Source organism: Curtobacterium sp. PhB191, from assembly GCF_004346515.1.
In the GTDB taxonomy this organism is placed as follows: domain Bacteria; phylum Actinomycetota; class Actinomycetes; order Actinomycetales; family Microbacteriaceae; genus Curtobacterium.
Genome location: NZ_SMBV01000014.1, coordinates 35,794 through 48,218 on the forward strand (window position 1 = coordinate 35,794; position 12,425 = coordinate 48,218).

12 protein-coding genes and 1 rRNA gene are annotated in these 12,425 nt (G+C 70.7%); 2 read left to right on the forward strand and 11 right to left on the reverse strand.

What is annotated here, in order from left to right; translation table 11 throughout:
- Positions 1–87: 87 nt before the first annotated feature.
- Together EDF48_RS17935 and EDF48_RS17940 are read left to right on the forward strand one after the other, a co-directional pair.
- Positions 88–924 (forward strand): hypothetical protein, encoded by an 837-nt coding sequence (locus EDF48_RS17935; RefSeq protein ID WP_131881731.1) that lies wholly within the window; start codon positions 88–90, stop codon positions 922–924.
- A gap of 16 nt (positions 925–940) precedes the next feature.
- Positions 941–1,195, forward strand: a complete 255-nt coding sequence (locus tag EDF48_RS17940) for a hypothetical protein (protein WP_131881733.1) — start codon at positions 941–943, stop codon at positions 1,193–1,195.
- Positions 1,196–1,250: 55 nt separating this feature from the next.
- Here the strand turns inward: EDF48_RS17940 and EDF48_RS17945 are convergent, their stop codons facing one another.
- The 11 genes from EDF48_RS17945 to rrf form a co-directional block, all read right to left on the reverse strand.
- A complete protein-coding gene (locus tag EDF48_RS17945) occupies positions 1,251–2,267 on the reverse strand; it encodes a site-specific tyrosine recombinase XerD (RefSeq protein ID WP_243698141.1) in 1,017 nt (338 codons plus the stop codon).
- Positions 2,268–2,286: 19 nt separating this feature from the next.
- The gene (locus tag EDF48_RS17950) at positions 2,287–2,868 is read right to left on the reverse strand and encodes a DUF1349 domain-containing protein (RefSeq protein WP_131881738.1); all 582 of its coding nucleotides are present in this window, start codon (positions 2,866–2,868) and stop codon (positions 2,287–2,289) included.
- Positions 2,865–3,440 (reverse strand): NUDIX hydrolase, encoded by a 576-nt coding sequence (locus EDF48_RS17955; protein WP_194673126.1) that lies wholly within the window; start codon positions 3,438–3,440, stop codon positions 2,865–2,867. The genes EDF48_RS17950 and EDF48_RS17955 overlap by 4 nt, the downstream gene beginning before the upstream one ends.
- Before the next feature lie 163 nt (positions 3,441–3,603).
- The gene (locus EDF48_RS17960) at positions 3,604–5,319 is read right to left on the reverse strand and encodes a CTP synthase (protein ID WP_173170571.1); all 1,716 of its coding nucleotides are present in this window, start codon (positions 5,317–5,319) and stop codon (positions 3,604–3,606) included.
- A 131-nt stretch (positions 5,320–5,450) separates the two neighbouring features.
- Positions 5,451–7,145 (reverse strand): DNA repair protein RecN, encoded by a 1,695-nt coding sequence (gene recN, locus EDF48_RS17965; RefSeq protein WP_131881740.1) that lies wholly within the window; start codon positions 7,143–7,145, stop codon positions 5,451–5,453.
- A gap of 25 nt (positions 7,146–7,170) precedes the next feature.
- Positions 7,171–8,100: an NAD kinase gene (locus EDF48_RS17970; protein WP_111086586.1), complete on the reverse strand. Its 930-nt coding sequence runs from the start codon at positions 8,098–8,100 to the stop codon at positions 7,171–7,173.
- A complete protein-coding gene (locus tag EDF48_RS17975) occupies positions 8,097–8,909 on the reverse strand; it encodes a TlyA family RNA methyltransferase (RefSeq protein WP_243692515.1) in 813 nt (270 codons plus the stop codon). Before EDF48_RS17975 ends, EDF48_RS17970 begins: the two co-directional genes overlap by 4 nt.
- A 13-nt stretch (positions 8,910–8,922) precedes the next feature.
- The gene (locus EDF48_RS19250; RefSeq protein ID WP_165932464.1) at positions 8,923–9,090 is read right to left on the reverse strand and encodes a hypothetical protein; all 168 of its coding nucleotides are present in this window, start codon (positions 9,088–9,090) and stop codon (positions 8,923–8,925) included.
- 10 nt (positions 9,091–9,100) lie between these two features.
- Complete coding sequence (locus tag EDF48_RS17980) at positions 9,101–10,072, reverse strand: HAD-IIA family hydrolase (RefSeq protein ID WP_131881744.1); 972 nt, start codon at positions 10,070–10,072, stop codon at positions 9,101–9,103.
- 31 nt (positions 10,073–10,103) lie between these two features.
- A complete protein-coding gene (locus tag EDF48_RS17985) occupies positions 10,104–10,919 on the reverse strand; it encodes a hypothetical protein (RefSeq protein WP_131881746.1) in 816 nt (271 codons plus the stop codon).
- A 1,419-nt stretch (positions 10,920–12,338) separates the two neighbouring features.
- A 5S ribosomal RNA gene (gene rrf / locus EDF48_RS17990) occupies positions 12,339–12,425 on the reverse strand; the annotation flags it as partial.

Here is a 12,425-nt window from a genome sequence, read left to right on the forward strand (position 1 = left end):
TGGCAAAGGATTGCCAGGGGTTGAGGACTCTTAGATCCATCATGCAGTATTCCAGTACGGCACTGACGCCGTACTGGAGGGAGAACCATGAACAAGCTCGGGACGCGCGGGGCATCTGCTCTCGCGGCCATGTCGTCGGTCGTGCTGGGGTGTGCGCTCCTGTCCGCAACACCAGCCGCAGCGGCTCCCCTCGGAGAGGATCAAACGATCCGGGCCGTCGAGGCTGCGGAGCGCGCGCTTGGCCTCGCCGACGATTTCCTTCCGGACAGCCCTGCGGTGCTCGCATCGGGTGCCCCCTCAGCGGCCCCGGGCACATCATCGGGTACCACCATCACCCCCGGCCCGAACTCGGACCACGAGGCCGGCGTCCAGTACACAGCGGACCGGCTCGATGAGAACTCGACACGGTACGCAGCGGTGATGAGCGCTCCGGCATCGTCCAGTGCGAGCTGGGCGTTCAACGACGATGTCGAACTGGTGCTCCTCGAGGACGGGCGGGTGAGTGTGAGCGACGGCAACGGTGGTCTGATCGCCGGAATCGACGCACCGTGGGCGGTCGATGCGAGCGGACGAGCTCTGCCGACGAGCTACCGGGTCGACGGGGCAACGTTGGTCCAGGACATCCAAGTCGATTCGCGGACGGCCTATCCGGTCGTCGCCGATCCGCGCTACAGCACGTTCCCCGGTTACTGGACCGTCACCTTCAACCGAGCAGAGAGCGCCACGGTCGTCGGGACGGTCGCGAGCTGCGCCGCGCTCTTCTCCAAGTCACCCGTACCGATACTGCGGGCACTAACGGTCACCTGCGGTGTGCTCGCCGCGTTCAGCACGGCACAGCTCGCAGGGGGCAAGTGCGTGAAACTCCACCTGGCGGGGCTCCCCGGCGTCATCGCCCAGTGGTGGCCGACGTTCCCGAAGTGCTGAGCCGATGATCGCGCCCATGTTGGTCGGACTCTTCGTCGGGTTCGCCTTGTCCACGGCCGGGGAATTCACCGATCGCTGGACCTCGAGGCTCCTGCGTGTCCTGCCGATCGTCCTCTGGTTCGGATGGCTGGTCAGCGTGATGCCGGACGGGATCTCCGACGTCGAGCTGCGCCTCCTCGGTGTCGGGATGTTCGGTCTCCTGACCGGGATGTTCCTCGCCTGGGCCTCGTTCGGCCATCGGACGCGTCGCCGCCGGGCGCACTCGAACTGATGCGTGGCGGAAGGGTCTCGCCTTCGTGGGCGAGACCCTTCCGCCGCGACGAGACCTACCGCCGCGCCCGCGGATGCGCCGTCTGGTAGACGTCCCGCAGCATGTCCGCCGTGACCATCGTGTAGATCTGGGTCGTCGCGACGCTCGCGTGCCCGAGCAACTCCTGCACCACGCGCACATCGGCACCGCCCTCGAGCAGGTGCGTCGCGAACGAGTGCCGGAACGTGTGCGGCGACACGTGCGCCTCGAGGCCCGCTGCCCCGGCCGCGGATTGGATCACGAGCCACGCGCTCTGTCGTGAGAGCCGAGCGCCCCGGGCACCGAGGAACAGCGCCGGAGTCGAGGCTCCTCGCGCTGCGAACACCGGACGTGCCCGGACCAGGTAGGCGTCGATCGCCGCCCGGGCGAAACTGCCGAGCGGCACGACCCGCTGCTTGTTCCCCTTGCCGGTGACCTTCACGACGGCGAGACCGTCGGCGTCGGGGGCTGAGTCGTCGGACAGTGTCGTCACGTCGTCCACCGACAACCCCACCGCCTCGGAGATCCGCGCGCCGGTGGCGTAGAGCAGTTCGAGCAACGCCTTGTCCCGCAGCCGCACGGGGTCGTCCACACCGGAAACGCCGTCTGCGGAGACGTCCGTCGACACCGCTCCGAGCAGCCGCTCCATGTCCTCGACCGAGATCGCCTTGGGCAGCCGCATCGGGGCCTTCGGCGGCCGGACGGCGGTACCGGGGTCGAGCGGCAGCCAGCCCTCCCCCGCCGCGAAGGCCGTGAACGAGCGCACCGAGCTGAGCATCCGGGCGATCGACCTCGGTGCCAGCGGACCGTCCGGCTTCGTCGCCAGGTAGGTCACGAACTCCGAGACGTCTGCCCGAGCGAGCCGCCCGACGTCGTCGATCGCAGATGCCCCGCCGGCCCGGTCGGCACCGTCGGACTCGACGACCGAAGCCGTCGCCAGCCACGAGGTGAACACCGCCAGGTCACGCCGGTACGCCGACAGCGTGTGCTGCGACAGCCCGCGCTCGATCGCGACGTGCCGCAGGTACGTCTCCGTGGCACGGTCCAGGGGAATCACGACAGCAGGCGCACGGTCAGTGCAGTGCATCTTCGGGGGCCCCGACCCGGTACCCGGTGAACGTCACGGTCAGGCCGGCACGCGTCGGAGCTGCACACAACAGTCCGGCCGACACGGCAGCATCGGGATCGAGGTACGCAACCCGCACCAGCCGGGGTTCCTCGTCGTCGGCCCACGCCCGGACGGTCACGGCATCGCCGTCGCGGCTGGCCCGGACGGTCACCACGCGTCCCGCCCACTCCGGCACGGGCGCGACCGACCAGTCCGAGAAGTCACGGGTCACCACGGCGCCGAGCTGCGGCGTCCCGTCGGAGAACTCGACACCGGCCTTGATCCAGTTCCGCTCGTCGACGCGCAGGAAGACACCGGCCTGGTCGAACTGCTCCGTGTAGTCGAGGACGAACGATGCCTCGACCGAGAACGACCCATCGAGGGGCTGCACCAGCGCGTGCTCGGAGTCGTGGACGAACCCGTACGAGGTGGTCCGCCAGGCGTCGCTGCCCTCGACCGCGGTCACGCGCAGCACATCGCCGTCGAACTCCACGGCCTCGGGCTCGTGCGTCCACGTCGCCGCGTCGACCAGTTCTCGCAGGCTCATGCGCGGCCTCGCTCGAGCGCATCCACCGCGAGCACGGCCACGACCAGCCCGGAGTTGTGCAGCCGACCATCGAGGATCGCCTCCACCAGCTCGGCCCGCGGCACCCACCGCTTCACGATGTCGGCTTCCTCAGCCTCGCGCTCGAACGCCGTCGTCGTGGGCCGCACGCCCCGGGCGCGGTAGACCTGCAGGAACTCGTTGCTCCCGCCCGACGAGGTGTTGTACCGGACCAGCGGCTCCCAGGTGTCCGCTTCGAGGTCGGCCTCTTCGGCGAGTTCGCGGGCGGCAGCGACCTGGAGGTCCTCGCCCTCGACGTCCAGCAGCCCGGCCGGCAGCTCCCAGTCGCGCACCCGCACGGGGTGCCGGTACTGCTGGATCACGAGCACACGGCCCTCGTCGTCCTCGGCGTAGACCGCGACGGCACCGGTGTGGTCGATGTACTCCCGCACCATCGTCTCGTCGTGGTACGCGATCGCGTCGCGGCGCACGTCCCAGACGGCGCCCTCGTACACGACGGTGGACTCGGTGACCTCGAACGAGGCGGCTTCGTCAGCGATGGGTGCGTCAGTCACGGAACCATCCAAGCACGCGCCCCTCGCGGAACCAGGTTCCGGACACAGCACCGCGTCGTTCCGCGGTTCCGTGTCCGGAACCAGGTTCCGTGGGCGCGACCAGACGACGGACGGGAGGCGCGGTGCCAGCTGGCACCGCGCCTCCCGTCATCGACAACGCGCGTTACGCGACCTGCTCCTCGTTCTGCGGGTCGAACAGGCTGGACGCCTCGTGGCGCTCGATCGCGGCCGCGACGAGCCCCGCGAACAGCGGGTGCGCGTTCGTCGGACGCGAGCGCAGCTCCGGGTGCGCCTGCGTGGCGATGTAGAACGGGTGCACGTCACGCGGCAGCTCGACGTACTCGACCAGGCTGCCGTCGGGCGACGTGCCCGAGAACACCAGGCCGGCGTCCGCGATCTGCTGCCGGTACGTGTTGTTGACCTCGTAGCGGTGACGGTGGCGCTCGGACGCCTCGGGCGCACCGTAGAGCGACTCGGCCAACGACCCGGAGCTGAACGTCGCCGGGTACAAGCCGAGGCGCATGGTGCCGCCCAGGTCGCCGCCGGCGATGATGTCCACCTGCTCCGCCATGGTCGCGATGACCGGCGTCGAGGTCTCCGGGTCGAACTCGGTGCTCGACGCGTCGGTCAGGCCGGCCTCGTGGCGGGCGTACTCGATGACCATGCACTGCAGGCCGAGGCACAGGCCGAGCGTCGGGATGCCCTGCTCACGGGCGAAGCGCAGCGCGCCGAGCTTGCCCTCGATGCCGCGCACGCCGAACCCGCCGGGGATGCAGATGCCGTCGACGTCGCCGAGCTGCTTCGCAGCGCCCTCGGGCGTGGTGCAGTCGTCGGAGACGACCCACTTCAGCGTCACCTTCGCGTCGTGCGCGAAGCCGCCGGCACGGAGCGCCTCGGTGACCGACAGGTAGGCGTCCGGCAGGTCGATGTACTTGCCGACGAGGGCGATCGTGACGTCCTTCTTCGGCTCGTGCACGGCACGGAGCACCGGGGTCCACGCGGTCCAGTCGACCGGGCCGGCCTCGAGCTTGAGCGCGTCGACGATGACCTGGTCGAGGCCCTGGTTGTTCAGCAGCGTCGGCAGGTCGTAGATCGACGGGACGTCCACGGCGTTCACCACGGCGTCCTCGTCGACGTCGCACATCAGCGCGATCTTCTTCTTGTTCGAGTCCGACACCGGGCGGTCCGACCGCAGCACGAGGGCGTCGGGCTGGATGCCGATCGAGCGGAGCGCGGCGACCGAGTGCTGCGTCGGCTTCGTCTTCTGCTCACCCGAGGCGTTCATGAACGGCACGAGCGACACGTGCACGAAGAACACGTTGTTGCGGCCGAGCTCGTGGCGCACCTGGCGCGCCGACTCGATGAACGGCTGCGACTCGATGTCGCCGACGGTGCCGCCGACCTCGGTGATGATGACGTCGGGCTGCGGGTCGTTCTCCGCCTGCTCGCGCATCCGACGCTTGATCTCGTCGGTGATGTGCGGGATGACCTGCACGGTGTCACCGAGGTACTCGCCGCGACGCTCCTTGGCGATCACCGTCGAGTACACCTGGCCGGTCGTGACGTTCGCCGACTGCGCCAGGTTGATGTCGAGGAAACGCTCGTAGTGCCCGATGTCGAGGTCCGTCTCCGCACCGTCGTCGGTCACGAAGACCTCGCCGTGCTGGAACGGGTTCATGGTGCCCGGGTCCACGTTGAGGTACGGGTCGAGCTTCTGCATGACGACCTTGAGGCCGCGAGCCGTCAGGAGATTGCCGAGGCTGGCTGCCGTCAGGCCCTTGCCGAGAGACGAGACGACCCCGCCGGTCACGAAGATCTGCTTCGTCACCTTCGGGGTCGGGGTGTTTGCCTGGGTACCGCTGCTGAGAGTGTCCGCCACGGGATTCCATCGTACGTCAGAACTGCCGGGAGGCGCGACCTCGGTTCGCCGTGGGCGTTGCGCGGGGTGGGTGGCCGGGTCTTCGGGCCGTGCGCGCGTGCTTGCGTGCGTGCTTGCGGCCGTGTGGCAGGTCAGGCCGTCTGGCCGGCCACGTCGAGCAGTTCGCGGGCGTGTTCCACGCCGCTCGCGCTGTCGCCGAGCCCCGAGAGCAACCGCGCCATCTCCTGCAGGCGGTCGTCGCCCTCGAGCCGTCGCACACTCGACGAGGTCACGGCGCCGCTGGCGTCCTTCACCACGTTGAGGTGGTTGTTCGCGAACGCCGCGACCTGCGCCAGGTGGGTGACGACGATGACCTGCGTGCGCTCGGCGAGCTTCGCCAGCCGACGGCCGATCTCGATCGCCGCGGCACCGCCCACGCCGGCGTCGACCTCGTCGAAGACGAACGTCGGCACGGTCGTGCTGCCGGCCATCACGACCTCGATCGCGAGCATCACGCGCGAGAGCTCGCCGCCCGATGCCCCCTTGCCGATCGGTCGGGGGTCGGTGCCGGAGTGCGGCTGCAGCAGGATCGACACCTGGTCGCGTCCGTGTCGGCGGTACTCCCCCGCCTCGGTGACCTCGACCACCAGGGTTGCGCCGGCCATCGCGAGCGTCTTCAGCTCGGTCGTGACGCGCTTCGCGAGGTCCGCTGCTGCCTTCGTGCGGGCAGCGGTCAACGCGGCCGCGGCCGCCCCGAGTGCCTGTTCGTCCTGTTCGACGGACTGCTGGAGGGCGGCGATGCGGTCGTCGTCGCCGTCCAGCTCGAGCAGGCGGTCGCTCGCCCGCTGCCCGTAGTCGATGACGTCGTCGACGGTCTCGCCGTACTTGCGGGTGAGGCCGGCGAGCAGGGCGCGCCGTTCGTTGATGAGCTCCAGGTCGTGCCCGGCCTCGGGCTCGAGCGAGCCGAGGTAGCTGGAGATGCTCGCCGAGGCCTCGGCCGCCTGGATGCCGAGCTCCGTGAGCTGTTCGAGCACGGGCTGCAGGGCGGCGTCGGAGTCGGCGACCCGCTCGACGGCGCGTCGGGCGGACTCGACCAGGCCGACGACGTCGGAGACGCCGTCGAGGGACTCGCTGGACAGGGCCTCGTGCGCCAGGGCCGCGGACAGCCGGAGTTCCTCGAGGTTGCCGAGCCGGTCGGCGCGCTCGGCGAGCTCGACGTCCTCGCCGGGCTGCGGGTCGGCCGCTTCGATCTCGTCCGAGGCAGCGCGGATCCGGTCGGCCTCGGCCACCCGCTCGTCGCGGTCGCGCGTCAGTGTCTCCAGTTCGCCCGTGTGCTGCTGCCACGCGTCGTACGCGGCGACGTACCGGTTCAGGACCTTCTCGAGGGCCGCCCCGCCGAAGCCGTCGAGCGCCGCACGCTGCGCGGTCGACGACGTCAGTCGGATCTGGTCGGACTGGCCGTGCACCGTCACGAGCTGGTCCGCGAGTTCACCGAGCACGGCGACGGGAGCGCTGCGGCCCCCGACGGTCGCACGGCTGCGCCCCTCGGCCGAGACCGTGCGCGTGAGGATCAGTTCGCCGTCCTCCACCGCGCCGCCGGCGTCCTCGACGCGTTCGGCGACGGCAGCGTGCTCGGGGACGTTCCACCGGCCCTCGACCACGGCGCTCGAGGCACCACGGCGGACCGAACCGGCGTCCGCCCGAGCACCGAGCAACAGCCCGAGGGCCGTGACGATCATGGTCTTGCCGGCACCGGTCTCGCCCGTGACGACGGTGAACCCCGGACCGAGTTCGAGCGTGGTCTCGCCGATGACCCCGAGGTCACGGATCGCGATCTCCTCGATCATCGGTGGTGCTCCTCGCCTCGGCCGGTCACAGGTGGTCCTCGTCCTCGTCGGTCTGCGGCCCGCGCCACCCGGTGACCGGGAGCCGGAACTTCGCGACCAACCGGTCGGTGAACGGGGCGTCCTTGAGGCGCGCGACCCGCACGGGGTCCGGCGACCGTCGGACCTCGACGCGAGCGCCCGGCGGCAGGTCGTGCGTCCGGCGACCGTCGCACCACAGCACCCCGACACCGCTCGTGCGCCGCAGGACCTCGATCGCGAGCGTGCAGTCCGGGCCCACCACGATCGGGCGGGCGAACAGGGCGTGCGCGCTGAGCGGCACCATCAGCAGGGCGTCGACGTCGGGCCAGACGATGGGACCGCCGCCGGAGAACGAGTACGCCGTGGACCCGGTGGGGGTCGACACGACGACGCCGTCGCACCCGAACGAGGACAGCGGGCGTCCGTCGACCTCGGTCACCACTTCGAGCATGCGCTCGCGCGATGCCTTCTCGATGGTGGCCTCGTTGAGCGCCCAACTCGAGTAGACGATCTGGTTGCCGACGACCACGTCGACCTGCAGGGTGACGCGCTCCTCGACGTGGTACTCACCCGACAGAGCACGCTCGACGGTCTCGGCGAGGGCGTCCCGCTCGCTCTCCGCCAGGAAGCCCACGTGCCCGAGGTTCACGCCGACGATCGGTGCCCGCGTCTCGCGCACGAGTTCGGCCGCGCGCAGGATCGTGCCGTCGCCGCCGAGCACGATGACGATCTCGAGCTGGTCCGCCTGGACGTCGACGCCCAGGATGTCGACCTGCCCCACCGAGGCTTCGGCCCGCCGGATGTCGGCGTACTCGTCGAACGGCATCACCGGGATCAGACCGGCGGCGTGCAGGAGGTCGCAGACCTCGACCGCAGCGTCGATCGAGTCACGGCGACCCGTGTGGGAGACGAGCAGGATGTGCCGGTCGTCGCTCATGCGGTCCCCTCTGTGAGTTCGGTTGCTCGGACTCTCCATTCTGTCGGATTGCCACCGACACCACGCTGGAAGCGCGCGAGGTACTCGTGGTTCCCGTGCGTCCCGATGATGGGCGACGCCGCGAGCCCGGTGGTCCCGAAGCCCAGGTCCCACGCGGCCCACAGGACGTTCATCAGGGCGTCGTCGCGGAGCGCCGGATCGTGCACGATGCCCTCGCGCACCCCACCGCGACCGACCTCGAACTGCGGCTTCACCAACAGGACGAAGTCGTCGGCGGGGACGGCCTCGGCCAGGGCGGGCAGCACGAGCCGGAGCGAGATGAAGGACAGGTCGCCGACCACCAGGGTCGTCTCGGCTGCGGCGCCGTCGAGCGCGAGGTAGTCCGACCGGGTCAGGCTGCGGGCGTTGGTGCCCTCGACCACGGCGACACGTTCGTCGACGGCGATCGTCGGGTGCAGTTGCCCGTGCCCGACGTCGAGCGCGATGACCCGGCGAGCACCACGGGCCAGGAGCACCTGCGTGAAGCCACCCGTGCTCGCACCGACGTCGAGCACCACACGGCCGGACGGGTCGACGCCGAACGCATCGAGCGCTCCGATCAGCTTCTGGGCAGCGCGGGAGACCCACTCGTCGGCCGCGTCGACCACGATGTCGGCAGCCGGCGAGGTCGGGGTGGAGGGCTTCACGACAGGACGACCGTCCACCGTCACCCGGCCGTCCTGGATGAGCTTGGTGGCAGCGGTGCGCGAGCGCGCGAGGCCACGTGTCGCGAGCAGGGCATCGAGGCGGACCGGGGTCGCGTCGGGCACGGCTCCGTCCGGTTCAGGCACTCGCGGTGCCGCCGCTCTCGAGCCGCGTGCGCAGCTCGTCGTGGAGTGCCGAGAACGCGTCTGCACGTTCGACGAGCGGCAGGGTCTCGGCCGCCGAGGTGCGCACGGCGAACTCGTCCTGCGGTTCCAGGTCGGCGGACGGCTGCTCGGGGTTCGGCACGTCCGACACGCTACTCGCCGCCGTACAGCTGCGGGTCCACGTCGAGGCCGTAGATGGCCAGACCGGACTCCCAGATCAGCGCTGCGCCGGCGCGGAGTCGATCGATGTCGCTGCCGGCGTCGAGCACCCGCACCACGTGTCCCCGCATCGCCACGGTGGCGCTGCCGACGGTGACGTACCGCGTGCCGTCGTCGTCCTGCCGCCGGACGATCACCGGGTAGGGCTCGGACAGACCACGGAGGTCCTCGAGCACGAACACCGGACGTGAACGCTGATCGGCCGCGAGCACCTGCTTCGCCTGGTCGATGCCCGTGAGCACGAGGACGCTCGGGATCCCGACGTCGTTCGCCCCCTTGATGTCGGTGTCGAGACGGTCGCCGATGAACAGTGTCTTCCCACCGCCGAACCGCTCGACCGCGGCGTCGAAGATCGGGCGCTCCGGCTTGCCGGCGACCACGGGCATCCGCCCCACGGCCTGGTGGACCGCGGACACGAGCGTGCCGTTGCCGGGGGCGATGCCGCGCTCGACCGGGATCGACCAGTCCATGTTCGTGGCGACCCACGGGATCGCCGGGTCGGCCAACGCGAACGACGCCTCGGCCAGTTCCTTCCACCCGAGGTCCGGGGAGAAGCCCTGGATGACCGCGGCCGGGGAGTCCCCGGCACTGGTCGTCACCGTGAAGCCGGCGGCCTCGACGATGCTCGACAGTCCCAGCCCACCGGTGACGAGCACCGTCGCGCCGGCGGGCACCAGCGTCGACAGGAGCTGCACGCCCGCCTGCGACGACGTGACGACGTCGTCCTCGGACACCTCGAGCCCGTAGCGCTCGAGGTGCTCGGCGACGTCGATCGGTCGTCGGGACGCGTTGTTGGTGATGTACCCGACCCGTGCGGTCAGCGATGCCCGTGTGAGCGCCTCGACCGCGTGCGGGATGGCGTTGCGCCCCCGGTAGACGACGCCGTCGAGGTCCGTGAGCACCACGTCGACGCCGTCGGTCGGCGCGGTCGGGACGTCAGTCGGCTGCGGAGCCGTCGACGTCGCGGGGGTTGTCGTCGTCGAGCTCGCCGGGCTCGTCGGCGTCGCCGGGTTCGCCGACGACGTCGGGCTCGGCGAGGGCTGGCTCGTCGTCGTCGAGGTCGGCGTCGTCGTCGTCGTCGAGCTGGTCGGTGTCGTCGAGCTCGCCGGCGTCTCCGTGTTCTTCGACTTCGAGCGTTTCCTCGACCACATCAACTGTCTCCCAAGCGTTCTCGTCGGCGGCTTCGGCGAGAGCCGTTGCCGCACGGTCGACACGGGCCCACCACTCGTCGGCCTCGTCCTGGCGGCCGAGCTCTTCGAGCGTGGCCGCGTAAGCACTGTAGAGCGCCGGTGACCACGTGTAGGCCGTGGACGGGTCCAGCTGTGGAATCTCCAGCTCGCCCAGGGCAGCTGTGGGGTTCCCGAGGTCGATGCGTGCGCCGGACATCGCGATCGCGAGTTCGACCTGCACCGCGGTGTCGAGCGCGGCACGCTCCACCGAACGACCGAGTTCGAGCGCACGCTCGGGGCGGCCGAGGCCTCGTTCGCAGTCCACCATCATCGGGAGCTGGTCGTTGCGGCCGGAGATGCGCCGGTAGGTGCGGAGCTCGCGCAGCGCGGTCGCGAAGTCCCCCAGGCGGTACGCCGTGATCGCAGCGGTCTCGCGGACGACACCGACGCGACCGGCACGGCGGGCGGCGCTCAGGGCGTGCTCGTTCGCCAGAGCGGGGTCCTCGTCGACGAACAGCGCCGCGGCCACGAGGTGCCGGGCGACCCAGTCGGCGTTGTCCTTGCTGAGCGTCTTCAGCTCCATGCGCGCTGCGGGGTCGAGGTCGCGCGCATCGATCTCGTCGGGGATGTCCGGGTCGTCGTGGCGCGGGCGGATCGACTTCGTGCCGTACGGGTCGCGGTCTTCCCAGTCGTCGCGGGCTGCCTCGCCGAACCGTGCGCCGGCGTGACGCGTCCCGTCGCCGAAGCGGCGTCGGTCGTCGCCACCGTCCTGACGCGGGCGGTCGCCACCGCGGGCCGGACGGTCCGAAGCACCCCGGAAGGACGGACGATCGCCGTCACGACGCGGACGGTCGGCGTCGCGGGCCGGACGGTCGGAACCACCGCGGTACGCGGGACGGTCGGAACCACCGCGGTACGCGGGACGGTCGCCGTCACGACGCGGACGGTCCGATGAGCCGCCACGGTACGACGGACGGTCGCCATCACGAGCCGGGCGGTCAGAACCACCGCGGTACGGGCGGTCTCCACCGCGGTCGGGACGGTCGGAACCACCGCGGTACGCGGGACGGTCGCCATCACGACGCGGGCGATTCGAGCCGCCCTGGTACGGGCGGTCACCATCACGACGCGGACGATCCGAACCACCGCGGTGAGCAGGACGATCGCCGTCGCGGGCGGGACGGTCCGAGCCACCGCGGTAGGCCGGCCGGTCGCCATCGCGGGCGGGACGGTCGGGACGGTCCGACCCACCGCGGTACGCGGGACGGTCGCCATCACGACGCGGACGATCCGAACCACCCTGGTAGGGGCGGTCCCCATCACGACGCGGACGATCCGAACCACCACGGTAGGCGGGACGGTCACCATCACGCGCGGGGCGGTCCGACCGGAACGGACGGTCCCCGTCGCGGCGCGGACGCTCAGCACCGCGGGGGCCGTCGCCGCGCGGCGGACGGCCGGAGTCGCCGCGATCGCTCCGCCACGACGGACGATCATCACGGTCTCCGGAGCGGAACGGACGGTCGCCACCGCTCCGCGGCGCACTGTCGCGACGTGCAGCGCCGTCGCGGAACGGACGGTCGGAGCGCTCAGGACGGTCACGACGGTCATCCTCACGGCGTTCGAAGTCACGCGGACCGGACGACCAACGGCCTCCGCTCGCAGCGTCTCCGCGCGGACCTCCGTCGCGTCGAGGGGCTCGGTCGTCCCGTCGGGGTCGGTCTCCCCGGTCGCCGTCGTTCCGCCGCTCGTCGTCGTTCGCCACCGTTGCTCCTCATCGCGTGCCCGAGCCGAAGGCCGGGCGTTCGTCCGCTGTGTCGTTGTGTTGGGTGCCGCGTCGGTCGGACCGACGTTCGAGCTCCAGTCCATCACGAACCGGAGCCGACGTCGAGCGACGAGCGACGAGCGGCAAAACAGAAATGGCCACCGGCCACCACCGTGAACGAGGGTCTCCCCTGCGATTTCACGATGGAGGGCCGATGGCCACATCTTCTTACGTTAAGTCCGGCGGCGTCCTACTCTCCCACAAGGTCCCCCTTGCAGTACCATCGGCGCTGAGAGGCTTAGCTTCCGGGTTCGGAATGTGACC